The organism is Halomonas korlensis (assembly GCF_900116705.1).
In the GTDB taxonomy this organism is placed as follows: Bacteria; Pseudomonadota; Gammaproteobacteria; order Pseudomonadales; family Halomonadaceae; genus Halomonas; species Halomonas korlensis.
Genome location: NZ_FPBP01000002.1, coordinates 180731 through 207350 on the forward strand (window position 1 = coordinate 180731; position 26620 = coordinate 207350).

General features: G+C 63.9%; 18 protein-coding genes. 10 read left to right on the forward strand and 8 right to left on the reverse strand.

What is annotated here, in order from left to right; all coding sequences use genetic code 11:
• Positions 1-22: 22 nt before the first annotated feature.
• The 4 genes from BM341_RS03580 to BM341_RS03595 all read right to left on the reverse strand — a co-directional run bounded on the left by BM341_RS03580 (position 23) and on the right by BM341_RS03595 (position 3981).
• On the reverse strand, positions 23-478 hold the full coding sequence (locus BM341_RS03580) for a tripartite tricarboxylate transporter TctB family protein (protein ID WP_089792993.1): 456 nt from the start codon (positions 476-478) through the stop codon (positions 23-25).
• Complete coding sequence (locus BM341_RS03585; protein WP_089792995.1) at positions 475-2016, reverse strand: tripartite tricarboxylate transporter permease; 1542 nt, start codon at positions 2014-2016, stop codon at positions 475-477. The genes BM341_RS03580 and BM341_RS03585 overlap by 4 nt, the downstream gene beginning before the upstream one ends.
• 101 nt (positions 2017-2117) lie before the next feature.
• Positions 2118-3068 carry a Bug family tripartite tricarboxylate transporter substrate binding protein gene (locus BM341_RS03590; protein ID WP_089792997.1) on the reverse strand — a complete coding sequence of 317 codons (951 nt, stop codon included), beginning with the start codon at positions 3066-3068 and terminating at the stop codon, positions 2118-2120.
• Between the two features lie 175 nt (positions 3069-3243).
• Positions 3244-3981 (reverse strand): FadR/GntR family transcriptional regulator, encoded by a 738-nt coding sequence (locus BM341_RS03595; RefSeq protein ID WP_089792999.1) that lies wholly within the window; start codon positions 3979-3981, stop codon positions 3244-3246.
• Between the two features lie 147 nt (positions 3982-4128).
• Between BM341_RS03595 and argE the strand changes: the two genes are divergently transcribed.
• On the forward strand, positions 4129-5289 hold the full coding sequence (gene argE / locus BM341_RS03600; RefSeq protein WP_089793001.1) for an acetylornithine deacetylase: 1161 nt from the start codon (positions 4129-4131) through the stop codon (positions 5287-5289).
• Between the two features lie 100 nt (positions 5290-5389).
• On the opposite strand, the gene BM341_RS03605 is transcribed toward argE, so the two are convergent.
• The 3 genes from BM341_RS03605 to BM341_RS03615 form a co-directional block, all read right to left on the reverse strand.
• Positions 5390-7093, reverse strand: coding sequence for a DEAD/DEAH box helicase (locus BM341_RS03605; protein WP_089793003.1), 1704 nt, complete (start codon positions 7091-7093; stop codon positions 5390-5392).
• Between the two features lie 458 nt (positions 7094-7551).
• A complete protein-coding gene (locus tag BM341_RS03610; RefSeq protein WP_089793005.1) occupies positions 7552-8565 on the reverse strand; it encodes a glutathione S-transferase family protein in 1014 nt (337 codons plus the stop codon).
• An 80-nt stretch (positions 8566-8645) separates the two neighbouring features.
• On the reverse strand, positions 8646-9560 hold the full coding sequence (locus BM341_RS03615; protein WP_089793007.1) for a LysR family transcriptional regulator: 915 nt from the start codon (positions 9558-9560) through the stop codon (positions 8646-8648).
• A gap of 375 nt (positions 9561-9935) precedes the next feature.
• On the opposite strand from BM341_RS03615, the gene BM341_RS03620 reads away from it, so the two are divergent.
• The 5 genes from BM341_RS03620 (at position 9936) to BM341_RS03640 (ending at position 17362) form a co-directional block, all read left to right on the forward strand.
• Entirely contained in the window at positions 9936-11651 is a 1716-nt protein-coding gene (locus BM341_RS03620; RefSeq protein WP_089793009.1) for a peptidoglycan DD-metalloendopeptidase family protein, read from the forward strand.
• Positions 11652-11776: 125 nt separating this feature from the next.
• Complete coding sequence (locus BM341_RS03625; protein ID WP_281246478.1) at positions 11777-13627, forward strand: ABC transporter ATP-binding protein; 1851 nt, start codon at positions 11777-11779, stop codon at positions 13625-13627.
• 338 nt (positions 13628-13965) lie between these two features.
• Positions 13966-15318: a NarK family nitrate/nitrite MFS transporter gene (locus BM341_RS03630; RefSeq protein ID WP_089793010.1), complete on the forward strand. Its 1353-nt coding sequence runs from the start codon at positions 13966-13968 to the stop codon at positions 15316-15318.
• 132 nt (positions 15319-15450) lie between these two features.
• Positions 15451-16137 carry an SDR family oxidoreductase gene (locus BM341_RS03635; RefSeq protein WP_089793426.1) on the forward strand — a complete coding sequence of 229 codons (687 nt, stop codon included), beginning with the start codon at positions 15451-15453 and terminating at the stop codon, positions 16135-16137.
• A 511-nt stretch (positions 16138-16648) separates the two neighbouring features.
• A complete protein-coding gene (locus BM341_RS03640) occupies positions 16649-17362 on the forward strand; it encodes a Crp/Fnr family transcriptional regulator (RefSeq protein WP_139232967.1) in 714 nt (237 codons plus the stop codon).
• 79 nt (positions 17363-17441) lie between these two features.
• Here the strand turns inward: BM341_RS03640 and BM341_RS03645 are convergent, their stop codons facing one another.
• Positions 17442-20213, reverse strand: a complete 2772-nt coding sequence (locus tag BM341_RS03645; RefSeq protein ID WP_089793015.1) for a nitrate reductase — start codon at positions 20211-20213, stop codon at positions 17442-17444.
• A gap of 535 nt (positions 20214-20748) precedes the next feature.
• On the opposite strand from BM341_RS03645, the gene BM341_RS03650 reads away from it, so the two are divergent.
• The 4 genes from BM341_RS03650 to nirB all read left to right on the forward strand — a co-directional run bounded on the left by BM341_RS03650 (position 20749) and on the right by nirB (position 26536).
• The gene (locus BM341_RS03650) at positions 20749-21348 is read left to right on the forward strand and encodes an ANTAR domain-containing response regulator (RefSeq protein ID WP_089793017.1); all 600 of its coding nucleotides are present in this window, start codon (positions 20749-20751) and stop codon (positions 21346-21348) included.
• A 9-nt stretch (positions 21349-21357) separates the two neighbouring features.
• Complete coding sequence (locus BM341_RS03655; protein WP_089793019.1) at positions 21358-22416, forward strand: CmpA/NrtA family ABC transporter substrate-binding protein; 1059 nt, start codon at positions 21358-21360, stop codon at positions 22414-22416.
• A 284-nt stretch (positions 22417-22700) separates the two neighbouring features.
• Positions 22701-24029, forward strand: a complete 1329-nt coding sequence (locus BM341_RS03660) for an NAD(P)/FAD-dependent oxidoreductase (RefSeq protein ID WP_089793021.1) — start codon at positions 22701-22703, stop codon at positions 24027-24029.
• Complete coding sequence (gene nirB, locus BM341_RS03665; protein ID WP_089793023.1) at positions 24026-26536, forward strand: nitrite reductase large subunit NirB; 2511 nt, start codon at positions 24026-24028, stop codon at positions 26534-26536. The genes BM341_RS03660 and nirB overlap by 4 nt, the downstream gene beginning before the upstream one ends.
• The last annotated feature ends 84 nt before the right edge of the window (positions 26537-26620 follow it).

Consider the following 26620-nt stretch of genomic DNA (forward strand, 5'->3'; position numbering starts at 1 on the left):
CATGACTCCTGCTATGGATTGACTAGAAGAACAGACCCGTGGGCAGGCGCACGTTGAGCACCTCCGTGAAGGTCAGGTAAAAGACGCTGACCAGCGCCAGGATGATTGGGGTCCACATCAGCATGCGCTGCCAGGTGACTACCGTCTCGACCCGGGCCAGGTACCAGGTGAGCGCAAAGAAGGCGATCAGCGTGGTCAGCAGGAAGCCCAGCACCTCGACCAGCCCCCACCAGAGAAAGAAGCCGATCATCACCGTGACCAGCCGCCGCGGGCTGCCGGTGATCTCGATCTGGCGGCCGCTGGGCCTGATGAAGCCCTTGACGACCAGGGCGACCGAGATCAGCGTCAGGATCAACAGGATGGCGCGCGGGAAGATGATGCTCAGTCGCCCGATGTCCGCCCGCGGGAACCACAGCACGGCACCGAACACCAGTCCCAGAACACCCGCGGCGATATCGGTATTGAGGCGCACAATCATGACGAGCCTCCGCTGTCCTCGTCTTCGACCTTGTCCAACAGCCCCTTGCGTGCCAGCCACATGGGCACCAGTGCGGTGGCCGCGCCCAGCAGCACCAGCCCGGCGAGCACCATCGAGAGCGGGTTGCTCACCAGCCGCAGCCAGGGAATCGGGTCGACCACCGCTGCCATCAGGGTCTGCACATAGCCTTCCTCGGCAATTCCCCCGAGAATCAGGCCAAGCACGATGGGGGCGGCCTGGATGCCGATCAGCCGCAGGAAGTAGCCGGCCGTGCCCAGGATCAGCATGATCCCGACATCCAGCATGCTGTTGCGCAGCGCGAAGGTGCCGAGGATGGTCACCATGGCGATGCTCGGCACCAGGAAGTAATAGGGCGTGCGAATCACCACGCGGTGAATCACGCGCCCGCCCATCAGCCCCACGGGCAACAGCATCAATGCCGCCAATCCCATCGAGAGAATAAATCCGTTGGTCAGCACCCCCGACTGGGTGAAAAGATCGAGCCCCGGTCGCAGGCCATGCATCAGCAACACTCCGAGGATGATGGCATCGGGGGGCGCGCCGGGAATGCCCAGCGTCAACAGCGGCACCATGCTGCCCGCGACCATCACGTTGTTGCTCGACTCCGACGCCACCACGCCATCGACGTTGCCCTTGCCGAAGCTCTTGGGGTCCTTGGAGAAACGCCGCGCCTCGTTGTAGGCCACCAGGCTGGTGACGTTCCCCCCGGCGCCGGGGATGATCGCGATGACCTGGCCGATCAGGCAGGAGCGGATCAGATTGACCGGCTTGCTGAAGATATGCTTCGCGACCTTGGCGATGGACACTTCTTTCTTGCGCAGTTCGCCACCGCCGGGCAAGGCCCCGCGCCCTTCCGCAGCCATGGTCAGCAACTCGGGGATCACGAACAGTCCGATCAGCGCCACGATCAGCTCGATGCCGCCTTGCAAGGGGGGATAACCAAAAGTGAAGCGACTCTCGCCACCGACCGGCGACACGCCGATCGTGCTGAGCAGGATGCCGATGCAGCCGCCCAGCAGGCCCTTGAGCAATGAATCGCTCGACAGACTGGCGACCAGCGTCAGACCCAGCATCGCCACCCAGAACATCTCAGATGGCCCGAAGGCGACCGCCAGTCGCGCCAGCGGCGGCGCGAGAATCAACAGGAATATGACCCCGACGATGCCGCCCACTACCGAGGCGATGGTCGCCGCGGCCAGGGCCTCGTAGGCGCGGCCCTGGCGCGCCATGGGGTAGCCGTCGAAGGTGGTGGCAATCGACGAGGGAGTGCCGGGGGTATTGATCAGGATGGCGGTGAACGCCCCGCCATAGATGGAGCCCATATAGACCGCGCCCAGCGCGATCAACCCCTGCAGGGCCTCCATCGAGAAGGTGAAGGGCAGCAGCATGGCGAGCGCCATCGTGGCCGTAAGCCCGGGCATGGCGCCGATGAACAGCCCCGCCGATACGCCAATCAGCACCGTGAGAAGGCTCTCGACGGTCAGCAGGGACGTCAGCGCCTCCAGTAACATCTCCATGGGTCACCCTCCTTGCGGCCACGCGCGCGCGGCCATCATGGTGTCAAGACATGGTGCCAAGAAAAGGGGCTCCGCTCGGGAGCCCCGCGGAGGGAGGTGTGTTACTCGGCCTCTTCGAGGATCGGGGCGTAGGCCTCACGCAGCATGGCCATCACCTCGTCAACCTCGTCGCCGGTGATGTATTCCATCACGAAGCCCAGCGGCTCCTGCTTCTCGGTGATCTGGCGATTGGCCTCGGCGAAGGCTTCCTCGAGGGTTTTCACGACTTCGTCGGGGGTGTCCTTGGGCACCGCGACGCCGCGATAAGCCCCGCCGACGATGTCGTAGCCCTGCTCCTTGAAGGTGGGCGCATCGGGCAGCGCCTTGACGCGTTCCTCGGCGGCTACGGCCAGCACCTTGACGCTGTCGGCCATCTCGGTGCCGAGCATGGTGTAATTGAAGATGCCGGCGACATGGCCGCCTTCCAGCGCACCCTTCAATGGCCCGGTGCCCGAGAAGGGAATGTAGGTCAGATCGATGCCGGCTTCCTTCTCGAAGCGCAGCATGTCCAGATGGTTGGCGCTATAGGTGCCGCTGCCGCCCAGGGTGATCGCCTCGGGATTCTCCTTGGCGTCCTCGACGAGGTCTTCCAGGGTGTCGTAGGGGCTGTCGTCGGAGACGATCAAGGCGTTGGGCGTGGAGTGGAAGAACGTCACGATCCGCCAGTTGTCGGTCTCGTAGCCGGCATCGTTACGCTGGATCGGCTGGCCGATGATATGCGGGATATTGACCCCGATGATCTCGTAGCCATCGGGCTCGGCGCTGTTCTGGAATTCGCTCCAGGCCACCGCTCCCCCGCCGCCCGGCCGGTGCGTGACGTTGACCGACACGCCCAGCACTTCTTCGAGGATCGGTTCCTGGAAGCGCGCCGTCACATCGGACTCACCGCCGGGATCGAAGGGAATGATGTAGGTGATGTCTTCTTCGGGGTACTCGGCCTGGGCCAGCCCGGCAAGGCCCATGGCGGCGACGGCCGTCACGGACATCGCAAGCGTCTTGTAGGTAAATGTCATGGCATGCTCCGACTCAGTTGTATTGTCTTGTGGAGTGGTGTCTTCGTCGTTGACGGTAGCCGCGCCAATGGTTGGCCTTGTGGTGTTCTGTCTGCGGTCTACCGGGCCACACCACCTCCAGCAGCGTGGGCGGCCTCATCATTCAAGCTAGCCAAGTTGTAAAAGTTGTCAAGTTTTATCCTTCGAAGACTCGCCGGCGTGAATTGCTCAAGTGGTGTTGCATGCAGTGCGCGGCACGCTCCGCGTCGCCGGCGAGGATGGCATCGTGAATATTGCGGTGCTCGACCTGCACCTCCGGCACGTGATGCTCGGGGCGCCGCAAGCCGAGGCCGCGTGCCAGGTTCTGGCCATAGGTAATCGCCGCCTGTAGCGACAGCAGAGTGTCAGAAAAGAAGCGATTATGCGTGGCATGGGCGATGCACAAGTGAAAACTGAAATCGGCATCCACCCCCAGCGCATTGTCGCGAATACGCTGCTCGAGCAGCGCCAGTGCTTGGGTCAGTGCCACGCGCTCCTCTTCCGTCGCCTTGGCCGCCGCGAGCCGCGCCGCCTCGGTCTCTACGGCAATGCGAAACTCGAAGCAGCGCTGGATATCCGCCAGGCTTTCCAGCGGCGCGAACTCGAGCATGGCCCGATCAGGCCGGCGTTGCACGAAGCTGCCCGAGCCGCGTTGCGAGCGAATCAACGCGTCATCGCGTAGCCTCGCCAACGCCTCGCGTATGATCGGACGTGACACGCCGTAGTGGGTGGCCAATTGCTCCTCGGACGGCAAACGGTCGCCCTCGCCGAATTCGCGCTGAATGATTCGATCGACGATATCGCCGTAGACCCGATCGCTCAGCTTCTGTCCCTTGCCATCCGACCTCCCGCCGGGCGAGTCCACCGGCGTGGTCTTCTGCGTAGATGACCGCATGCGTTTCCCCAAGACTGGTGTTCCGTCAGCACTCGTTGGCTCCCTGACAGCATACGTCATCGGCGGCGTAGCCTGCCCTGCCGGCACGCCAGCCAGGCCGTCAGGCATGATAGGCTTTTTGCCAGAACTTCCACCGAGAGCCTAACCATGACCGCTGCACGATTACTTGAACGCCTGGTGGGTTTCCCCACTGTCTCGCGTGACTCCAACCTTGCCTTGATCGAATGGGTCGAGGCCTATCTCGACGACCACGGTGTCAAACACTGGCGCATCGAGAACGACGACGGCAGCAAGGCGAACCTGCTGGCCCGCATCGGCCCCCCTGTCGAGGGCGGCGTGGTGCTCTCCGGACATACCGACGTGGTGCCGGTGGACGGTCAGCCGTGGACGAGCGACCCGTTCGCCCTGGTCGACAAGAGCGATGGCCGCCTTTACGGCCGCGGCACCTGCGACATGAAAGGCTTCATCGCCTGTGCGCTGGCCGAAGTGCCGACCTGGGTGGACCTGGACCTCAAGGTGCCAATCACGCTGGCGCTCTCCTATGACGAGGAAGTCGGCTGTATCGGTGCGCCACGCATGATCGAGCGCCTGCTGGCCGACCACCCGCGGCCGGCTGCGGTGATCGTTGGCGAGCCAACCCTGATGCAACCGGTCGTCGCCCACAAGGGCAGCACCAATCTGCGTACCACCGTCACGGGACGCGCCGCCCACTCCAGCCAGGTCAATCAAGGCGTCTCGGCGATTCATGTTGCCGCCCGCCTGGTCACCCGGATCGAGGAGGTGATGGCAGACCTGCGTGCCGAGGGTCGCGTGGACGAGGCCTTCAATGTGGTGCACTCGAGTCTTCATGTCGGCAGGATCGCCGGCGGCACCGCGATCAACATCATGGCGCGGGAATGCAGCTTCGACTGGGAGATCCGTCACCTGCCCCAGGACCGCTTCGAGGATTTGTTGGGACGCGTGAACGACACCGCCGCGGAGCTGGAAGCCGAAATGCGCCAGCGTGCGCCGGAGACAGGCATCGTAACCGAGACGCTCAACACCACGGTGCCGGCGCTGGCCGATGACAACAACGCCGAGATACTGGCGATGTGCCAGGCGCTACTCGGCCAGGGGCCTGCCGGCGCCGTGGCCTATGCCACCGAGGCCGGACAGTTCCAGCGTGAAGGCCTGCCCACGCTGATCTGCGGCCCGGGGAGCATCGGCCAGGCCCATCAGCCGGACGAGTATGTCGAGATCGCTCAACTCGAGGAAGGTGTGCGCTTCATGCAAGCACTGGGCGAGCGCTTGCAGCGGTCACCGACCTAGCCATCACCAGACGCAAAGACCCCCGCACCGAAACAACTCGGTGCGGGGGTCTTGATTTTCAGCTCACTCGATGCCGGGCCAGCGGCTGGCCCGGCCGCGATCAGGCCAGTTCGCGACGACGAATCGGCGCGTCACCCTCATCGCGGCGACGGCGCGGGGCGCGCTCGGCGACACCGCCATCCTCGCTGATTTCCAAGGGACGTCCGGCGACCCGGGCGCGGCCCATCTTGCTCAGGATGCTGGCCGGCAGCGAGCTTGGCAGCTCGACGACAGAGAAGGCGTTGCGGATGTCGATACGGCCGATACGCGCGCCTTCGATGCCGCCTTCATTGGCCAGTGCGCCGACCAGTTGGCCCGGCTTGACGCCATCCTTGTGGCCCACGGCGACACGATAGCGCGTCATGCCTTCGCTGCTGCCGCGTTCACGGCGGGCCGGCTTGGCGCCATCACGAGCGGAAGGAGCACGCTCCTTACGCGGCGCCTGCAGACGACCAATCGGTGCCTCGTCGGCACGCGCCAGGCGAGCAAAGGCACAGGCCAGCTCGATGGGATCGTGACCTTCCTCGACCAGACGCTCGACCAGCGCACGCTGCTCCTCGGCACCTGCGGTCAGGGCGGCGGTGACGCTCTGACGGAAGATCTCGTCGCGGTGGGCGCGGATGGCGGTTTCGTCAGGCACGGCCATTTCGCTGAGCTTCTGGCCGGTGGCCTGCTCGATCCAGCCGACCTTGCGCCCTTCACGGAACCCGACGAAGGTGATGGCGACCCCGGTACGTCCGGCACGGCCGGTGCGGCCGATACGGTGGGTATAGGCCTCGCTGTCCTGGGGCAGATCATAATTGATGATGTGCGTCAGGCGTGACACATCAAGCCCGCGGGCGGCCACGTCGGTGGCGATCAGGATATCGACCTTGCCACGCTTGAGACGCGTGATGGTGCGCTCGCGCAGGCTCTGGTCCAGATCGCCCGAGAGGCTTGCCACGTTCAGACCGCGTGCCGACAGCTGTTCCATCAGCGTGGTGCAGGCGGCACGGGTCCGCACGAAGACGATGGCGCCGTCGACGGGCTCGACCTCGAGAATACGGGCCAGCGCTTCCAGCTTGGCACCGCCGTCCACACGAACCAGGTACTGCTCGATGCTCGCCGCCGTACCGACGGCAGAGGCGATGGCGACCTTGACCGGATCGACCAGGTAACGATTGACGATACGCTCAATTTCCGCCGGCAGGGTCGCGGAGAAGAAGACGCGCTGCGCCTCCTTGGGGGTGTCGGCGACCACACGCTTGACGTCGTCGATGAAGCCCATGCGCAGCATTTCGTCGGCTTCGTCCAGCACCAGGGCGGACAGGCCGTCAAGCTTCAGGCTGCCGCGATCGAGGTGATCGATCACCCGGCCTGGGGTACCGACCACGACCTGGGCGCCACGCTTCAGGGCGCCGAGCTGTTCGCGGTATTCCTGGCCACCGCACAGCGTCGCTACTTCCAGCCCCTTGAGGTTCTGGCCGTACTTGCTGAAGGAAACGGCCACCTGCTGGGCCAGCTCACGGGTCGGCGCCAATACCAGCACCTGCGGTTGGCGGCGCGTCAAGTCAAGACGCGACAGCAATGGCAGGGCGAAGGCGGCGGTCTTGCCGGTCCCGGTCTGGGCCTGGCCCAGCATGTCGCGTCCTTCCAGCAGGGCGGGAATGGTCTGCGCCTGGATGGGCGAAGGCACTTCATAGCCTTGCGCCTCTACGGCGGAAAGAACATCAGGCAGGAGGGCAAGATCGCTGAAAGTCGGCGAAGCGACGGAAGTCGAGGTCATGAATCACACCTTGGTAAGCCGGTCTATCCGGCATAAAACATCAATGGCATCCCCTGACTCGGTCAATACGGTCAGTTGCCCTGCCAGAGGCAGAGCAGAACATCGGAGTCGGGGACGCCGGTCGCACCTGGCATACGGCTCGTGCCATCAACGTCGATGGCCCGATACCGCTGTGGCGACCGTCTGCGCCGGTCGGTCCTGCGAGAATCGCAAGACATCTGGAGGCGCTCCATCTACACAATTTCGAACGCGCGAAGCGAGTAGCTCGGCGTTGCCGCGATCGCCTCGTTCTCGGCTGAATCAGCAGGAGAAGAGGTCGCGTCGTCATGATGGCGGGGTCAACACATGCGAGGAGGACGTATACTACCATCGCCTAATGCCACTGACCAGTCTTATCTGACCACTTATCTCCTTGATAGGCTAGATATGCCAGCTCCCTTTGATCTGCTGGCGCGCCTTTAATCCGACGCCGCCCCGTCACGAATGCCCCGGCCCGTCAAACGCCCCCGGTCGTGGGGACGTTCGAGGCCCAGCAACGGACCCTTGGGGACGATCCGCGTCGGATTGATGGTGTCGTGGCTGTAGTAGTAGTGACGCTTGATGTGATCCAGCGAAACCGTCTCGGCCACTCCCGGCCACTGATAAAGCTCGCGAAGATAGTTCGAGAGGTTAGGATAATCCTCGATCCGCCGCAGGTTGCACTTGAAGTGGCCGTAGTAGACGGCATCGAAGCGCACCAGTGTGGTGAACAAGCGGATATCGGCTTCGGTCAGCCACTCGCCGGCCAGATAACGGTTCTCGGCAAGCCGCGCCTCCATGCGATCGAGTGATTCGAAAAGCGCCACCACGTGCTTTTCGTAAACCGCCTGTTCGGTCGCAAACCCCGACTTGTAGACGCCGTTGTTGATGTGGTCGTAGACATCCGCATTGACCGCATCGATGGTCTCGCGCAGGTCCTCGGGATAAAAGTCCAGATGGTTGCCGGTGAGCTCATCAAAGGCCCCGTTCAGCATGCGCAGCAGCTCGGCGGACTCGTTGTTGACGATGCGCTGCTGCTCTTTATCCCATAAGGCCGGCACCGTAACCCGGCCGGTATAATGCGGGTCGGTCAGGGTGTAGAGCTGGTGGTGATAGTCCACACCATTGATCGGATCGCCGCTCGAGCCCTCCTCCTCGTGGTAGGTCCAGCCCTTGTCGAGCATCAGGGGGCTGACGTGGGAGACCCCGATCACGTCTTCAAGCCCCTTGAGCTTGCGCATGATCAGCACGCGATGCGCCCAGGGGCAGGCAAGCGAGACGTAGAGATGGTAGCGCCCGGTCTGGGCCGGCAAGCCCGGTTGACCGCCGGGGGCGGCGCGCCCATCCGCGGTGATCCAGTCGCGAAGCTTGGAGGATTCGCGAACGAACTCACCGCCGTGCTTGGCGGTGTCATACCACTGGTCGTGCCAGACGCCTTCGATCAACAGGCCCATGAACGAACTCCCTGGAAAAGAATGATGGCACTCAGAATAGGCCGAATTCTCCATGGCTCAAGCGCATGTTTTGCGTGCACTCATTCGACCTGATCGAACGGTCTCTCGACTCGACATTGACCCACCGCTTCTTTCAGCGCCGCGGCCATGGCGTGGGTGGCTGGCCCGGCTCTGTCGCGATCGCGGTAGATCAGTTGGATCGGCGCCTCGCGGATGCCGCCGGCGGCGAGCGGCAGCGCGGCCAGCAGGCCCTTGTCGAGGTATGCACGGATGCGTGTCTCGGGGATCCAGGCAAATCCCAACCCCCGCTGGAGCATGTCAATGGACGACTCCAGATGGCTCAGCGTCCAGCGCTGTTCGGCCTTGAGCCAGCCGGCATCCATGGACTGTCGCAGGGCCGAGTCGCGCACCACCAGCTGGCGATGCTGCTCCAGGTCGCGCAGGTCGAGCTCGCGCGCCAGACGATGCAGGGGGTGGTCGGGATGGGCCACGGCAATGAAGTTGACGGTGACCAGCGGTTCGCCCAGAAACCCCTGGGCGGAAAGCCCCGACACCACCAGGTCGGCGCTGCCGTCGTAGAGCAACTCGATGCCGCCGTTGAGCACCGTCTCGTGGAGCTGCACCCGAACATAGGGGTAAGCCTCCGAGAAGGTTTCCAGCGCCAGCGCCAGGGCATCGGGAGGAAACATCTGGTCGATGGCCAGCACGATTTCGGCCTCCAGGCCTTCGGACAAGCGAATCGCCACCTCCTCCAGTGAGGCGGCACTCTCGATCAGCTGTCGCGCCCGGCGCAGCAACATCTCCCCCGCCTCGGTCAGGCGCACCTGGCGACCCACCGGCTCCAGTACCGCCACCCCTAGTTGCTCTTCCAACTTATGGACCGCATGGTTGAGGGTCGAAGGGCTCTTGTGAATCACGTCGGCGGCACGGGCAAAGCCGCCATGGTCGATCACCGCCGCAAGCATCTGCCATTGGGCCAGGGTGACACGAGACATTTCGATTTCCTCGAATCGACAAAACAAAAAGGTGCGCTTAATTTTCGAAAAATTCGACGTGAAATGCCAGCCATCGTGGTTTTGTCGCTGATGGCCTGGCTTGGCGGCGCTGTGCTGGCGCTACTGAGCAGGTCCTGTTTCACCTAAACGGGGAAATGAGTCAAAGGGAGCCTTGCAACTTTCCCTTTATTACGATTAACATGATTACGCTTCTTAACAAACACCGTTCACTCGGTAATTAACCTCATGCACATCTGACGCTGCGTGACGGCTGACAGCTGCCCTGTACATCGATACAGTCTAGGCACGTCATACGTCATGGGGTATGGTTCGGTTGCCTTTTGTTTTCTTTCATCAGTCACTGGCCATTATATAATGTTGCGAATCCTTCATTCGCTGCCCCGCACGCACAAATTCTTATTGTTACCGGTTGCCACCATGGTCACCGTGCTGGGTGCAGAAAAAATCGTTTCATCGTTACAGGATGTCCAGCGCGAGAACCAGTCGCCCGACACCGTCTTTATCCCTCTCGCTCCTGATGCTCGCCCCGGCCTGCCTTCCTTGAACCTCGACCGAAGCCCGGTCGCCGACGCCATTGAAATCGCGTCCCAGGCCCTGGACGCCACCCGCGAGCACGTGCCGATTTCCCGCCTGTCGCCCACCGAAGTGGTCGATCTGTCCTTCGTTGAATCGGCCAGCGCCTCGGGTGAGGCGGCCGACAACGCCGATATGCCGGCAGCGACCAGTGAGCCGGCCTTCATGGCCGTCACCGACGAGCAAGCCACCTTCGACGATGGGGCGCTGCACATGGCCATCGTCGTCGGCACTATCTCCAGCGGCATGCTCGACCTCGATCAAGACACGCAGGTCGTGGCAGGCGCCACTTCTTACGACGACGTCTCCGAGCAGGAACTCGACCTGTTCGCGGAAGGCCCGATCATTCTGGAGGAAGAAATCGCCGCCAGCGATGCCTTCGTCCCCGAGTGGCAAACCTACACGGTCAAGCAAGGCGATACCTTTGCCATCCTCGCTCAGAATCGCCTGGGCCTGGGCTACCGCGAAGTGTTGAACATGCTTGAGTCCATCGATGAGCCACGGGTCCTGACGCATTGGCCCGCCGGTAAGCGCTTCGAGTATCAACTCGACGCACAGGGCAAGCTGCTGACCCTGCGCATGATGATTAATGCGCGCAGTGGCCTGTTGATCGAGCGTGAGCAGGACGCCTTCGAGGTAGCCGCCATCGAGCGCTCCGGCGAGCCGACCCAGCGTCTTTTCGCCGGCACCGTCAGCGGTAGCTTCGCGCGCTCGGCCCAGTCGACCGGCCTCAACAGCACCGAGGTCGCAGAATTGGCCAACGTGCTGGAGAAAAAGCTCGATTTTCGCCGCGACACCCGTCGCGGCGATCGTTTCCAGGTGTTGATCGAGTCCGACATCATCGACGGCGAAACGCTGGACTCGCGCGTGCTGGCGGTACAGTACGAAGGCGAGCGCATGGACCTGACGGTGGTGCGCAACACCGAGGACAACAACTTCTACACCCCGGATGGACAGAGTCTCGACCCGGCCTTCAGCCGCTACCCGTTCGATGGCCGTTACCGGCTGAGCTCCAACTTCAACCCCAACCGCAAGCATCCGGTCACCGGCCGAGTCAGTCCACACAAGGGAACCGATTTCGCCATGCCCATCGGGTCGCCGGTGCAGTCGCCGGCTGGCGGACGAGTGGAGAAGGTCGGCAATCATCCGCTGGCCGGTCGCTATCTGGTGGTACGCCACGACAATGGCTACAAGACGCGCTACCTGCACCTCTCCAAACCGTTGGTCAAGCGCGGCGATAGGGTCGAGATGAACCAGCGGATAGCGCTCTCCGGCAATACCGGGCGCAGCACCGGCCCTCACCTGCATTACGAGGTGCTGGTCAACGACAGCCAGGTGGACGCCATGAAGGTCGCCCTGCCTGAGAACCAGAGCCTTGAAGGCGATCGCCTGATGGCCTTCAAGGGCGAAGCCGAACCCATTCTGGCCGTGCTGGAAAGCGGTGAGACCGGCACCGTGGTCGCAAGCACCGGCGCTGCCGAAGACGATGATGGCTAAGCGCCTGCCGGAATAGCTCGCGACACCCCAAGCGCCCCGCTCCTCTCGAAGCGGGGCGCTTGGTTTGGGTAGACTATCGCCCCCTCCACGCTTCACTGTCGCCCTCCAGGCCGGGAGTCTTCCGTTTGGTCTCATCGAGCACGTCCCCTGCCCCGCCCGCCGAGGGTAGCCGCCTGGCCCGATTTTTCGGCGTGTTCCGCTACAGCCGCCGGGCGCTGGGCCTGGTCTGGCAGACCTCGCGTCCGCTGACGCTGGGGCTGGCGCTCTGCACGCTGGTCGCCGGCGTCCTGCCTGCGGTCGCAGCCTGGCTCGGGCAGTTGATCGTCGACGCCGTGGTCGCCGCCATGGAGATGCACCGCGAGACGGGACAGGTGGAATGGTGGAGCGTGCTGCGCTATGTGCTGGCCGAGGCCGGCGTCATCACCCTGATCGCCCTGGCCCAGCGCGGCCTCTCGGCCCAGCAGTCGCTGTTGCGCGCCCTGCTGGGCCAGAAGGTCAATGTGATGATCCTCGAGAAGGCCGGCGAGCTCTCGCTCACGCAGTTCGAGGACTCGGAGTTCTACGACAAGCTGACCCGGGCGCGGCGCGAAGCCTCGACGCGTCCGCTCGGCCTGGTCAACAAGACCTTCGCGCTGGCCCAGAACGCCATCTCGCTGGCGAGCTTCGGCGTCTTGCTGGTGGGCTTCTCGCCGTGGGCGCTGCTGGTCCTGACGATCGGCGCGCTGCCGGTCTTTCTCTCCGAGGCCAAGTTCTCCGGCGATGCGTTCCGCCTGTTTCGCTGGCGCTCGCCCCAAACGCGCATGCAGATGTACCTGGAAACCGTGCTGGCCCGCGAGGACAGCATCAAGGAGGTCAAGCTATTCGGCCTGGAGCCGCTGCTGCTGGGCCGTTACCGCGACATCTTCACGACACTCTACCGCGAGGACCGCCGGCTGACGCTTCGCCGCGAGAGCTGGGGGTTCCTGCTCGGCCTGCTGGGCACCCTGGCCTTCTACGGTGCCTATGCCTGGGTGGTGATCGAGACGGTCACCGGGCGGCTGACGCTCGGGCAGATGACCATGTACCTGATGGTCTTCAAGCAGGGCCAGGCGGCCCTGTCGGCAAGCCTCACGGCCATCGGCGGCATGTACGAAGACAACCTCTACCTGTCGAACCTCTATGAGTATCTCGAGCAACCGGTGGCCGCCGAGGCCGGCACACTCACCCAGGGCGCCAGCCCCGGCGACGGTATCCGCTTCGAGAACGTCAGCTTCACCTACCCCGGGGCTCAGACGCCCGCGCTGAAACACATCAGCCTTCATCTCCTGCCTGGCCACAGCCTGGCGCTGGTGGGCGCCAACGGCTCGGGCAAGACCACCCTGATCAAGCTGCTCACCCGCTTATACGTTCCCAGCGAAGGCCGCATCCTGCTCGATGGCAGCGATCTTGGCGACTGGGATATTCGCTGTCTGCGTCGGCGCATCGGGGTAATCTTCCAGGATTTCGTGCGCTACCAGATGAAGGTGGGCGAGAACCTGGGCGCCGGCGATGTCGAGGCCTTTACCGACGAGACACGCTGGAAGGATGCCGCCCAGCGCGGGCTGGCCGACGACTTCATCAACGCGATGCCGGATGGCTATCACACGCAGCTGGGTCGCTGGTTCAAGGGCGGGCAGGAACTCTCGGGCGGTCAATGGCAGAAGATTGCCCTGTCGCGGGCCTGGATGCGCGACAGTGCCGACATCCTGGTGCTCGATGAACCCACCGCGGCCATGGACGCCGCCGCCGAGGCGGCCGTGTACGCCGACTTCCGCGAGCACAGCCGCGACAAGATGACGGTGCTGATCTCGCATCGCTTTTCCACCGTCCGTGCTGCCGATCATATCCTGGTGGTGGACGGCGGCGAGATCATCGAGCAGGGCGATCACGACCACCTGATGGCAGCCAACGGCCGCTACGCCCGCCTGTTTCGCCTCCAGGCGCGGGGTTATCAGTAGGCACGGCTTGTCCAAGCACGCTTGTCTATAAGCACGGCTGTCCAAGCACGGCCACCCAAGCACCAGGGCAGCGCATGCCCCACCCCTCGTGCTTCATCTTGCAGCGCAGCAGCGCTGCCATACAAATACAAGCAGACCACCCCTCGCCGTAGGTAATTGTTATTAAAGTATTTTATAAAAAATGGCCGAAATACTGCTATCTAACTGAGTAGATATTGGTAGGCGTGGACCAGGCTCCCTAGGCGTCGAATGACGGGGGTACGAGTGCGTCGAACCTGACCTTCAACGCCGAAGGACACGTTCCCGGATTCGCTACTCCGCCACGCGAGGCCTGCCCTATGGAAATTCTCAATAAAGCGAACAGGATTCGCCTGTTCAGTTTCAACACTCCGCAAATGCGCGCCTTCCACTTCTCGTGGTTCGCCTTCCATATCTGCTTCTTCGGCTGGTTCGGCATCGCCCCGCTGATGGCGGTGGTACGTGACGACCTCGGTCTGACCAAGACTCAGATCGGCAACACCATCATCGCCTCGGTGGCGATCACCATCGTCGTGCGCCTGTTGATCGGCGTGCTCTGCGATCGTATCGGGCCGCGCCGCGCCTATACCTGGCTGCTCTGCCTGGGCTCGCTGCCGGTGATGGCGATCGGCTTCGCCGACAGCTTCGAGTCCTTCTTCCTGGCGCGCCTGGCCATCGGTGCCATTGGCGCCTCCTTCGTCATCACGCAGTACCATACGTCGATCATGTTCGCGCCCAATGTGGTGGGAACGGCCAACGCCACCTCCGCCGGCTGGGGCAATCTCGGCGGCGGCACCACCCAGATCCTGATGCCGCTGATCTTCTCGGGGCTGTTGATGCTCGGGGTCAACGAAGCCTTCGGCTGGCGGCTGGCCATGGTGGTGCCGGGTATCGTGCTGTTCGTCACCGGTGTTTGTTACTACTTCTTCACCCAGGACGCCCCCAACGGCAACTTCGCGGAGCTGCGGGCCAGGGGCGAGCTGCCGGCGGCGAGCGGCGAAAGTGGCGCCGCCCAGACCTTCATGGCCGCCGCGAAGGATTACCGCGTCTGGGCGTTGTTCGTGGTCTATGCCGCCTGCTTCGGCGTTGAGTTGACCATCAACAACATCGCCGCCATCTATTTCTTCGACAATTTCGACCTGACGCTGGCCACCGCCGGCATGATTGCCGGCCTGTTCGGGTTGATGAATCTCTTCGCCCGCACCCTGGGCGGCATCTTCTCCGACCTCTTCGCCAGCAAGGGTGGCCTGAAGGGACGGGTACGCTGGTTGTTCATCGCCATGCTCTGCGAAGGCGTCGCCTTGCTGTTCTTCTCGCAGATGCATGTGCTGACGCTGGCCATCGCGATCATGCTGGTCTTCAGCCTGTTCGTGCAGATGGCCGAGGGCGCCACGTTCGGCATCGTCCCCTTCATCAACAAGCGCGCCCTGGGCGCCGTGGCCGGCATTGTCGGCGCGGGCGGTAACGCCGGGGCGGTGGCGGCCGGCTTCCTGTTTCGCTCCGAATCGCTCAGCTACCAGCAAGGGCTCTTCTACCTGGGAATCGCGGTCATTATCGCCTCGCTGTGTGTCCTCGTGGTGCGCTTTTCCCCTGAAGTGGAAGCCGAGGAGGCCAAGGCCTACGCGGACGCCGCAGGTGAGGACACCGGCGCCGGCGCCCTGTCGCTGCGCTAACGGCCTTGGCCGTATCGGAAGGCCGCCCTCTCGGGGCGGCCTTTTGATGTACGGAGGGTTTGCGCCACCGTCGACAACTGACCATGCTGATAACTTTTCCGGCAAGAGGAAAATGTCATGGAGGAAAGTGTCATGCAGGATCGCGTCTTGTTGATCACCGGCGCCTCGAGCGGCATCGGCGCCGCCACGGCTCGCGCCGCCGCTCGTGAAGGCTACCAACTGGTGCTGGCCGCCCGTTCCACCGATAAGCTCGAGGCACTGGCAAGAGAGCTCGGGCCAGAGAACGTGCTCTGTGTCAGCGTTGATGTCACCGTCATGGCGCAGCAGGAGGCTATGGTAGAAGAGGCACTGGAGCGCTTCGGGCGCATCGATGGGGTCTTTGCCAACGCCGGCCGCGGCGGGACACCGGGCGGTTTCAGTGGCGCCGATCATGACGGCTGGCGGGAGATGATCCTCACCAACGTCTACGGTGTCGGGTTGACGCTGCAGGCCACCCTGCCCGCCCTGCGCAAGAGCCGCGGCCATGTGTTGCTGACCGGCTCGGCGGCGGGTCGTGCCACCATCCCGGGCTCGATGTACAGCGCTTCCAAGTGGGCCGTGACCGGGATTGGCTACAACCTTCGCGAGGAGCTTCGCGGCAGCGGCATCCGCGTCACCCTGATCGAACCCGGAATGGTCGACACGCCGTTCTTCGATGAGCCCCCGAGCCATGCCCTGCAGGATCGCGATATCGCCAATGCCGTGCTGTATGCCCTGGGTCAGCCACCCCATGTCGATGTCAACGAAATACTGGTTCGTCCGACTCCGCCTATCGAATGAGAATTTATAACCTACGTTATATCAATGAATTAAACATAGCATTGGCTCAACTAACTCTTTAGTAATTTATACGAGAATTTAATGTGCATTAACGTACATAGCGTTTTTAGCGGACATACTGGAATCCGTTGAGCATGGAGCGCTCACGCAAGGAAGCTCGGGCCAGGAAGGCCCATCTGCCAAGGAGCGCGGACAGGAGGTTCGCGAAGAGGCGACAGGGAGGATGCTGGAAGCGTTGGCCCGGTCTTCGCGCAAGGCCGGGCCTTTTATTAGCTACGCCATGCCTAGGCTAATTGCCTGATAAAAATGACGTTATTTTATTAAGCAGCGAGAAAGCATGATATCCGCCGTAAAACAGCAACTTTTACGCCAAGGTAACGAGTTACGACTGCGTTTTTACCCTACACTGTTAACCTAGGTTACTATTTCTTACGGCGTTACCGTTGAGGGAACCAACGTTAATCAAGCAGGTGGTTACATAAACGACTCCATCAAACCTCTCGTGACGAAGTTGAACAATTTCCAGACCCACACCTCAGAGGATATTAAATTACTCGAAGGTGCGGTGTGCGAGGAAAGAGCCTTCGGCAAGGACGAGGACGTGATTCGGGAAGATAGCACGGCAAACCATGTCTATCTTGTCGTCAAGGGCTGGGTGAGTCGCTACCGGACGAACAGACACGGGAAGGTACAGACACTCAACTTCCAGATTCCCGGCGATTTCTGCAACCTGCATACCAACCTGACCCAGAAGATCGAATACTCCATTGGCACTCTCGTGCCCTCCGTCATTGCCTATATTCCGCATGACAGGATTGAAGGCATCTACCGAAATCATATTCGCCTGACTCGCTCCTTCAACTGGCTGGCGTTCAATGAAATCTCGATCCTGCAGGAATGGTTGATCAACGTGGGCTCGCGCGCCTCCCACCAGCGTCTTGCGCACCTGCTCTGTGAGCTGCTCATCCGCGCCCGGGCCGCCGGGCTTACGGTGGATCACTGCTTTCATCTGCCGCTCACGCAAGCCCAACTGGGCGAGGCCATGGGCATCACCCATATCCATACCAACCGCGTCATGAAGCGGCTGCGCGCGGAGGGCCTGATCACCTTTGAGAACCGAATTCTGGATATCAAGGACTGGGCGGGGATCAAGGAATACGCCGACTTCGATCCACGCTACCTGCAACTGGACAACGCGGAACCGGAACTGATCAGAGATCTGTAAATTGCCAGCATGACGGCTGCGGCGGTATTGCATGGCGGCTCAGGCGATAAAGAGGCGCCGAACCCGGCCATTCAAGCGTTCAAGCCACATTGATGGCTTCGGGCTTTGATTGAGAATGCGCATGACTCCCCTCCTCTTCGGTACTTTCTTTGATAAGGGACTCTTCGATAAGGGATTTCAATTCGGGAAGACAGCTACCGCACTGGGTGCCGCAGGCCAGCCGCGCCCCGAGCGCCTCGACGCTGGTGTCGCCGGCACGGATGGCGGCGACGATAGCGGCCTGGCCGACCTGGTGGCAGCTGCAGACCAGCGGTCCGCTAGCGGCATTGCCGTCGTCGCAGCCGGCCAGCAGCCGACGCCGGCGCTCGACACTCAGGGCCTGACCCTGCGCCGCCTCATCGAAGCGAGCATCCAGCCAGGCCAGCCCTGGCAGCTCTGCCGGGGGGCCGACCATCAACCACCAGCGCAGGCGATCATCGGCGAGGCCGGCGGCGCGCAACCGGCCACTCGACGGGTCCTCGCTCCACAGCGCAACGGGGTCGGGCAGGTGTTCGGCCAGCCAGGCCAACCAGTCCCGGGTTGCTTCGGACGCCTGGGGCGCTCCGGCCAGCTGCCAGCGCTGGCAATGCGCCAGCGGAATGCGCGCCCAGTAGGCGCTATGGTCGAGGATGGCGTCGCCGACCGGCACGCCAGGGGCTACCACCAGGGTGGCCTCCCACTGGGGATGGCAGGGGGCGAGCGAGACAGTGCCGTGCTTGAGCTCCGGCTGGCCCGACAGCGGGTCCAGATGGGCCGCGAGCAGCGCGCCCATGCGCGCCATGCCACTGAACTGGTCGGTCCAGTGCATGGGCACGAAGACCTCGCCGCGCCGCTGGCCGTTGGCAAGGCGTACCCGCGCCACATAGTCGCCTCCCGCCCCCTGCAGGCGGGCCAGCTGTTGGTCGTTGACGCCATGCGCGGCGGCATCGTCTGGGTGCACTTCGATGAACGGCTCGGCCCGATGGTTCATCAGCCGTGGCGCGCGGCCGGTGCGGGTCATTGTGTGCCACTGGTCACGCACCCGGCCGGTATTGAGGCGCAGCGGGCGCGCCGTGCTGAGCCTCTGAACGGGACCGCGGGGGCGCACCGCCACCAGTCGCGCCCGGCCATCCGGGGTGGCGAAGCGGCCATCCTCGAACAACCGTGATGTGCCGTGAGGCGCCTTGGCCGTCACCGGCCATTGGATGGGCGCCAGGGCGTCGTAGCCTTCACGGCCGAGCCCGGCGAGGCCGGAAATGTCGAACGCGCGGTGGCCCTCTCCTTCGGGAGCGTTCTCGAAGCCCGACAGGCGAGCATGCTCGTCGAAGATCTCACCGGGATGGCCATAGGCGAAGGCCTCGCCGAACCCCAGCCGCTTGGCCACTTCGACCATGATCCACCAGTCGTGGCGCGCCTCGCCCGGCGGCGGCAGCAACCCGCGCTGGCGCGAGATGCAGCGCTCGGAGTTAGTGACGGTGCCGTCCTTTTCCGACCAGCCGGAAGTGGGCAGCACGATATCGGCGTAGGGCAGCAGGTCGGTCGCCGCCGCACACTCGGAGACGATCACCAGCGGGCACTGGGCGAGCGCATGGCGCACGCGATTGCTGTCGGGCAGGCTGACCGCCGGGTTGGTGGCCATGATCCATACCGCTTTTACCTCTCCCCGTTCGATCGCCTCGAAGAGCGCGATGGCCTTGTGGCCGGGCCCGTCGGGCAAGGTCGGTATCTGCGTCGGGGTGGACCAGAATCGCGTGACCCGGTCGAAGGCGCCCGGTGTGGGGTAATCCATGTGCGCGGCGAGCTGGTTGGCAAGCCCGCCCACCTCGCGGCCGCCCATGGCGTTGGGTTGGCCGGTGATCGAGAAGGGGCCGGCGCCGGGCAGGCCGATCTTGCCGCCCGCCAGATGGCAATTGATGATGGCGCCCGCCTTGTCGGTGCCGCTCGAGGACTGGTTGATGCCCTGGGAGAACAGCGTCACCACGTGCAACTGACTGGCGAACCAGAAGAAGAAGGTTTCCAGCCGCTCCGGATCGACATCGCAGTCGGCGGCGATGGCCGCCACCGAGGTATCGTCTTCGCGGGCCGCGGCCAGGGCGTCCGCCAGGCCCTGGGTATGCCTTTCCAGGTAGATGGTGTCCAGCCGCCCCTTGTCGGCCATCCAGGCCAGCAGGCCGTTGAACAGCCGGGCGTCGGTACCCGGCGCCAGGCCGAGATAGAGATCGGCGATCTCGCAGCTGTCGGTGACGCGCGGGTCGATCACCACCACGCGCAACAACGGATTGCGGCTCTTGGCAGTGCGCAGGCGCTGATACAGCACCGGGTGGTTCCAGGCCAGATTGGAGCCCACCAGCACCACCAGCTCGGCCTCCTCGAGATCCTCGTAGCAGCAAGGCACGGCGTCGGCACCGAAGGCACGCTTGTGCGCCGCCACCGCCGAGGCCATGCACAGCCGCGAATTGGTATCCAGATGCGGCGTGCCCAGAAAGCCCTTGAAGAGCTTGTTGGCGACGTAGTAGTCCTCGGTCAGCAACTGACCGGACAGGTAGGCCGATACGGCCTGATTGCCGTGCGCCCGACGCACGCTCGAGAGGCGTTCGGCTACCGTTTCCAGGGCCGTGTCCCAATTCACTTCCACACCGTCGACCCGGGGTCGCAGCAGGCGGCCGTGGTCGCCAAGCGTCTCGTGCAGGGCCGAGCCCTTGACGCACAATCGGCCGTAGTTGGCGGGATGTTCGCCATCGCCAGCGACGCCAGTGATCCGGCCGCCGTCGACCTGAGCCAGCACACCGCAGCCGACGCCGCAGTAGGGGCAGGTGGTTCGGGCCTGATGCATGACGACCTCCTCGAGGTGTTAGGCCTATAAACGACGACGCCCACCACGACTCCCGGAGGAGCCCTGTGATGGGCGTCGTTGCCTTTAGTCGTTGCCTTTAAGAGAGACGACACTGCCTCTCCGATGTATGACTGCCTATGAGTAAGCAATCCCTGTGCCAGAAATACCCAAGCCCCACTCCCAGGCGGTTGAAGAGTCGCAAGGGAAACGCCACCGGCGCGCCGCTGCACCACAAGCGCCAGCTGCGCGACAGCTCATGCACTGCTGCGGTGCAATATCGCCGCGCTCGACCACCGCCCGCTCATGCCAATCCCGCTGGCCGCGGCTCAAGACAACACTGAGCTTTGTCGGAAAAGTCGTCGAGCGAAGGCCAGACAAGGCAAAAATCGGCGAAAAGGCGGAGTTTACGCGGTGTAAATGAGTATTTTGAGCCAATTTTTAACGCCGTATGACCGAGCGCAGGCAGTTTTCAGATAAAGCGTGGAATGCATCTTGCAGGACAAGGGCGAAACATCCCTACGAGCGATAAGAGTCCATGTCACCACCCCTGAAGATCCTGCTGGTCGATGATGAAGTCGTCCGCGCCGCCATGGTCGAGGAAGCCTTGTCCAACGACGGCCACGCGGTCGTCTGTCGCCTGCAGAGTCCCGCGAGCCTCAACGAGATGGTCGTTCGTCATCAGCCCGATGTGGTGATCATCGACATGGAATCGCCGGACCGCGACACCCTCGACAGCATGGCGCTGCTCCACCGCGAAAACCCCAGACCCGTAGTCTTCTTTGCCGACCAGCACGACCCCGACACCCTGCAGGCGGCATTGAAGTCCGGCGTCAGTGCCTATGTGGTCGATGGCCTGGTGGCCGGCCGGGTCAAGGCGATTATCGACGTGGCCATCGTCCGCTTCGACGCCTTCCAGTCGATGCGCCAGGAGCTCGACAAGACACGTAACCAACTGGTCGAGCGCAAGCGCATCGAACGCGCCAAGGGCCTGTTGATGAAACATCAGGACTGCGACGAGGAGCAGGCCTACCGCATGCTCCGCAAGCTGGCCATGGACCGTGGCCAGCGCATCGCCGAGGTGGCCGACAGCGTCGTCGCCATTCTCGAACGCCTGGACCTTCGATCGCCGGAATAAGAGCCTCACATGACGACTCCATCGCTACCCGAATCCTCACCCCACCAGAGCTCGACGCCTGAACTCGCGCGTCTGACCCTGGGTTTCATTCCATTGCTGGATGCCGCGCTGCCGGTCATCGCCCGCGAGCGCGGCTTCTTCGCCGAGCAGGGCCTGGACGTCTCGCTGTCACGCGAAAATGCCTGGTCGACGCTGCGCGACAAGGTCGCCGCCGGCCTGCTCGATGGCGCCCATATGCTCGCGCCGATGCCGCTGGCGATGAGCCTGGGGCTCGGCCGAGCGCCCTGCGATACCCTGGCGCCCATCACCCTGAGCCGAAACGGCAACACCCTGACCTTGTCGCCGGCGCTGGCCGACGCCAGCGGTGCCTGCCTGACCGAGAATCCCGCCGCGAGCGCTCGGGCACTGGGCGATTGGCAGCGACGCACCTCGCCCGGACGCCCCTTGCGCCTGGCGATGGTCTATCCCTTTTCCTGCCAGCATTATCTGCTGCGCGAATGGCTGGCCCTGGACGGTCTCGATCCCGAGCGCGACGCCACCCTGGTCGCGCTGCCACCGCAACGCATGGTCGACGCCCTCAAGACGGGCGAGATCGACGGCTTCTGTGCCGGTGAACCCTGGGGCAGCCTGGCCAGACACCAGGACATCGGACGCATCGTGGCGACCGGCCACCAGCTGTGGCCGGACCACCCGGAAAAGGTACTCGGCGTGACGCGCTCCTGGGCAAACCGTTACCCCGCCACCCTCGCCGCCTTGATCCGCGCCCTGACGAGCGCCGCCGACTGGCTTGCAGCGTCACCCGAGCATTGCCTCCAGGCGCGCCACTGGCTCGCCCTCCCGCCATATCTGGATCGCGCCGTCTCTCATCTCCCGACCCTGCCCCTGAACGCCCCGCCGATCCAACAACGACTCACCGGCCTGACCATGCTGCGTCCCGACGCGATATCCACCGCACGATTCGCCGAGCCGATCGATCGTCACATGAAAGATGACGGCCGCTGCCTGGACCAGAACACGCTGGCGGCGTGCTATAGCCCCGTGCATTTCGATGCTGCAACGCACCCATAACGTGCAAATTATCGCTTTATAGACAGCGTTGGCGTCAACCATTCAAGTTATAACCAACTAATAATAAAAGACAAACCACGGTTTATCGGCGAATGGGCCCGCTTCTTGAATGACTAGTCGGTAACCCGCGATCAACGGCGATCGCATGATCCCTGGATCTCTTATCAAATTGGACAACGACGTCTTGTCTCTCCCTCTCTGCAGGGCAGTGACGAGGCGTCTTTTTATTCGTGTCAGTTGACCGAAAAGTCGACGGAAAAGTTTACGAAAAAGAGGTGAGCCCAATGCATCACCAACACCACACAGCCCATCGCACCGGCGAGCACCTGGTGATCGTCGGCAACGGCATGGCCGGCCATCGGCTGGTCGAGGCGATGCGCAAGCGGCTCGACGACCCGCTGCGCATTACCGTGCTCGGCGACGAACCCACCGCCGCCTACAACCGCATCATGCTGTCGCCGTTGTTGGCGGGCGACATGGATCGCGAGGGCCTGACCCTGAATGACGCCGACTGGTACGCCGAGCAGGGCATCGAGCTGATCCTCGGCGAACGGGTCGCGTACCTTGATCGCCAGGCCAAGCGCCTGATCACCGACACCGGCCGCCAGATCGCCTTCGATCGCCTGGTCCTGGCCACCGGCTCGCGCCCGACGATGTCGAATATCGAGGGCATCGCTCTCTCAGGTGTGCACGGTTTTCGCGACCTCAAGGATGCCGCCGCGCTGACGGCTGCCGCCAAAAAAGGTGGCCACGCCGTGGTCGTCGGCGGCGGCCTGCTCGGGCTCGAAGCCGCCGAGGGACTGCGTAAACGCGGCCAGGGCGAGATGGCCGTCAGCGTGCTGCAACGCGCCGACCACTTGATGAATCGTCAGCTCGACGCCACCGCGGCGGGCCTGCTGGAAGCCGAACTCATCAATCGCGGTCTCGAAATCCATACCGGGGCTCGCCTGGCGACCCTGGAGGGCAACGCCGAGGGGCGTGTCGTCGCGGCACACCTGGAGGATGGCCAGCGCCTGCCCGCCGACTGCGTGGTGATCGCCGCCGGGATTACCCCCAACGATCAGCTGGGACGTCAGGCCGGCCTGGCGGTCGACCGGGCTATCGTCGTCGACGACACCCTGACCACCTCCGACCCGGCCATCCATGCCCTCGGCGAGTGCTGCCAGTTCGGGGGTACGACCTACGGTCTGGTGGAGCCGATCTGGCGCCAGGTCGAGGTGCTCGCCGAGCATCTGGCGAGCCAGGCCAGCGGCGCCGACAGCCAGGCCCGCTATGTCGAAAGGCCCAGCGCCACCCAGCTCAAGATCGGCGGCATTTCGCTCTACGCCTTCGGCCCCATCGAGCCCGACGCCGACCACGACGTCCTCTGCTACCACGACCCTGCCCAGGGCGACTATCGCCGCCTGCTGCTGCGCCATGGCCGGCTCGAGGGCGTCGTGCTCTACGGCGACACCGCCATGGGCCCCTGGTATTTCGCCCAGGCCCAGGCAGGACGCGACCTCGGCGCCTGCCGCCAGGCCCTGCTGCTGGGCAGCGCCGATGCCGATGCGCTGCTCGACGCTCACGACATCCGCTTAGACGATCACGAACGCCCCCAGAAGGAGGCTGCATGAACACGCCCGCGAAACCGCAATTGATCATCATCGGTAACGGCATGGTCGGCCATCACCTGGTCGAGCAGCTGATCGAGCAAGGCGCCACCGAGCGCTATACCATCACGGTCTTCGGCGAGGAGCGCCATCGTGCCTACGACCGGGTTCACCTCTCCGAGTACTTCACCGGCCGTGACGCCGACTCGCTCGCCCTCTCGGACGCCGACTGGTACGCCGCCAACGGCGTCGAGCTGCGCCTGCAGGAGGCGGTCACCGCCATCGACCGCGACGCCAGCGAGGTCGTTACCGACCAGGGCCGCTACGGTTATCAGCGGTTGGTGCTCGCCACCGGTTCCTATCCCTTCGTGCCGCCGATGCCCGGCAGCGACCGTCCGGGCTGCCTGGTCTATCGCACCCTGGACGATCTCGACGCCATCCGCGAGGCCGCCGAGAGCGCCTCCACCGGCGTGGTGGTGGGCGGCGGCCTGCTCGGCCTGGAAGCCGCCAACGCCCTGCGCGGGCTCGAGCTCGACACCGCCGTGGTCGAATTCGCCCCGCGCCTGATGCCCATGCAGGTCGACAGCGAGGGCGGCGAGCTGCTGCGCGACAAGATCGAGGCCCTCGGCGTGCAGGTCCACACCGACCGCGCGACCCAGCGCATCGAGGACGGCGTGGACGCCGTCCACCGCATGGTCTTCCAGGACGACAAGGTGCTGGAGACCGACCTGATCGTCTTCTCCGCCGGCATCCGGCCTCGCGACGAACTCGCCCGCGACTGCGCCCTGGAGATGGGCGAGCGTGGCGGCGTGGTGATCGACAACCAGTGCCTGACCAGCGATCCGGCCGTCCTCGCCATCGGCGAGGTGGCGCTGTGGAACAACAGCATCTTCGGCCTGGTGGCGCCCGGCTATCAGATGGCCAAGGTCGCCGCCGCCACCCTGCTGGAGGGCGGCGAAAGCTTCCGGGGCGCCGACATGAGCACCAAGCTCAAGCTGCTCGGCGTCGATGTCGGCGCCATCGGCGACGCCCACGGCGACCGCACGCCCGGCGCCAAGATGTTCCGCTATCTCGACCAGATCAAGCAGCAGTACCGCAAGCTGGTCGTTTCCAGCGACGGCAGGCGGCTGGTCGGGGCCATGCTGGTGGGCGACAACAGCGTTTACGACACCCTGATGCAGTACTACAGCAACGGGCTCGACCTGCCCGAGGACCCGGCCGCGCTGATCCTGCCCAGCAGCGAAGGCGCGCCGACCCTGGGCCCCGATGCGCTGCCGGAAACGGCGACGATCTGCTCCTGCCACAACGTCAGCAAGGGCGATATCTGCGCGACGCTGGATGCCGGCGCCACCGACCTCGCCGCCGTCAAGGGCTCCACCCGCGCCAGTACCGGCTGCGGCGGCTGCGCGGCGCTGCTCAAGAGCGTGGTCGATCATGAGCTCGAAGCCCGCGGCGTGGAAGTCGACCGCTCGATCTGCGAGCACTTCGCCCATACCCGCCAGGCGCTCTACGACATCGTGCGGGTCGAGGGCATCAAGACCTTCGGTGCGCTGATCGAGAAGCACGGCAACGTCGATACCCATCGCCTCGGCTGCGATATCTGCAAGCCGGCGGTGGCGTCGATTCTCGCCTCATGCTTCAACGAGCCGATTACCGACGCCGCGCATATCCCGCTGCAGGACACCAACGACACCTTCATGGCCAACATGCAGAAGAACGGCACCTACTCGGTCGTGCCGCGTGTCCCGGGTGGCGAGATCACCCCCGACAAGCTGATCGTGCTGGGCCGGGTGGCCGAGACCTACGGCCTGTACACCAAGATCACCGGCGGCCAGCGCATCGACCTGTTCGGGGCGCGCCTGGAAGACCTGCCGGACATCTGGAGCGAGCTGCTCGACGCCGGCTTCGAGACCGGCCACGCCTACGCCAAGTCGCTGCGTACCGTGAAATCCTGTGTCGGCAGCACCTGGTGTCGTTACGGCGTTCAGGACAGCGTGGGCATGGCGATCCGTTTGGAAGAGCGCTACAAGGGTCTGCGCTCGCCCCACAAGCTCAAGTTCGGCGTCTCGGGCTGTACCCGCGAATGTGCCGAAGCGCAGGGCAAGGACATCGGCGTGATCGCCACCGAGAACGGATGGAACTTATATGTATGCGGTAACGGCGGCATGCGCCCGCGCCACGCCGAGCTGTTCGCCACCGACCTCGACGACGAGCGCCTCATTCAACTGATCGATCGCTTGTTGATGTTCTATGTGCGCACCGCCGATCGCCTGCAGCGCACGTCGGTGTGGCGCGAGAACCTCGAGGGCGGCCTGGACTATCTCAAGGAGGTGGTAATCGACGACAGCCTGTCGATCGGCACGGAACTGGAAAGCCAGATGCAGACGGTCATCGACAACTACCGGTGCGAGTGGGCCGATGCGCTGAACGACCCCGAAAAGCTCAAGCGCTTTCGCAGCTTCGTCAACGACAGCCGCCCCGACCCGGACATCGTCGTGACCGAAGAGCGCGGCCAGCTTCGCCCTGCCTAACGGAAATCGCTGCGTGAGCGAATCGCGTTGTTGCGCGGCACCTCGAAGGCTCGCCTAACACCCAGTTATGTCTCGCCTTCGGTG

Excerpts from the sequence above, each read along its gene's own strand:
- BM341_RS03635 (WP_089793426.1), top strand. The coding sequence starts at position 15,451 with ATGCAGGATCGCGTCTTGTTGATCACCGGCGCCTCGAGCGGCATCGGC.
- BM341_RS03610 (WP_089793005.1), bottom strand. The coding sequence starts at position 8,565 with ATGGGCCTGTTGATCGAAGGCGTCTGGCACGACCAGTGGTATGACACC.
- BM341_RS03615 (WP_089793007.1), bottom strand. The coding sequence starts at position 9,560 with ATGTCTCGTGTCACCCTGGCCCAATGGCAGATGCTTGCGGCGGTGATC.
- BM341_RS03585 (WP_089792995.1), bottom strand. The coding sequence starts at position 2,016 with ATGGAGATGTTACTGGAGGCGCTGACGTCCCTGCTGACCGTCGAGAGC.
- BM341_RS03655 (WP_089793019.1), top strand. The coding sequence starts at position 21,358 with ATGACGACTCCATCGCTACCCGAATCCTCACCCCACCAGAGCTCGACG.
- BM341_RS03645 (WP_089793015.1), bottom strand. The coding sequence starts at position 20,213 with ATGCATCAGGCCCGAACCACCTGCCCCTACTGCGGCGTCGGCTGCGGT.
- BM341_RS03590 (WP_089792997.1), bottom strand. The coding sequence starts at position 3,068 with ATGACATTTACCTACAAGACGCTTGCGATGTCCGTGACGGCCGTCGCC.
- nirB (WP_089793023.1), top strand. The coding sequence starts at position 24,026 with ATGAACACGCCCGCGAAACCGCAATTGATCATCATCGGTAACGGCATG.
- BM341_RS03595 (WP_089792999.1), bottom strand. The coding sequence starts at position 3,981 with ATGCGGTCATCTACGCAGAAGACCACGCCGGTGGACTCGCCCGGCGGG.
- BM341_RS03620 (WP_089793009.1), top strand. The coding sequence starts at position 9,936 with ATGTTGCGAATCCTTCATTCGCTGCCCCGCACGCACAAATTCTTATTG.
- BM341_RS03630 (WP_089793010.1), top strand. The coding sequence starts at position 13,966 with ATGGAAATTCTCAATAAAGCGAACAGGATTCGCCTGTTCAGTTTCAAC.
- BM341_RS03660 (WP_089793021.1), top strand. The coding sequence starts at position 22,701 with ATGCATCACCAACACCACACAGCCCATCGCACCGGCGAGCACCTGGTG.
- BM341_RS03650 (WP_089793017.1), top strand. The coding sequence starts at position 20,749 with ATGTCACCACCCCTGAAGATCCTGCTGGTCGATGATGAAGTCGTCCGC.
- BM341_RS03580 (WP_089792993.1), bottom strand. The coding sequence starts at position 478 with ATGATTGTGCGCCTCAATACCGATATCGCCGCGGGTGTTCTGGGACTG.
- argE (WP_089793001.1), top strand. The coding sequence starts at position 4,129 with ATGACCGCTGCACGATTACTTGAACGCCTGGTGGGTTTCCCCACTGTC.
- BM341_RS03605 (WP_089793003.1), bottom strand. The coding sequence starts at position 7,093 with ATGACCTCGACTTCCGTCGCTTCGCCGACTTTCAGCGATCTTGCCCTC.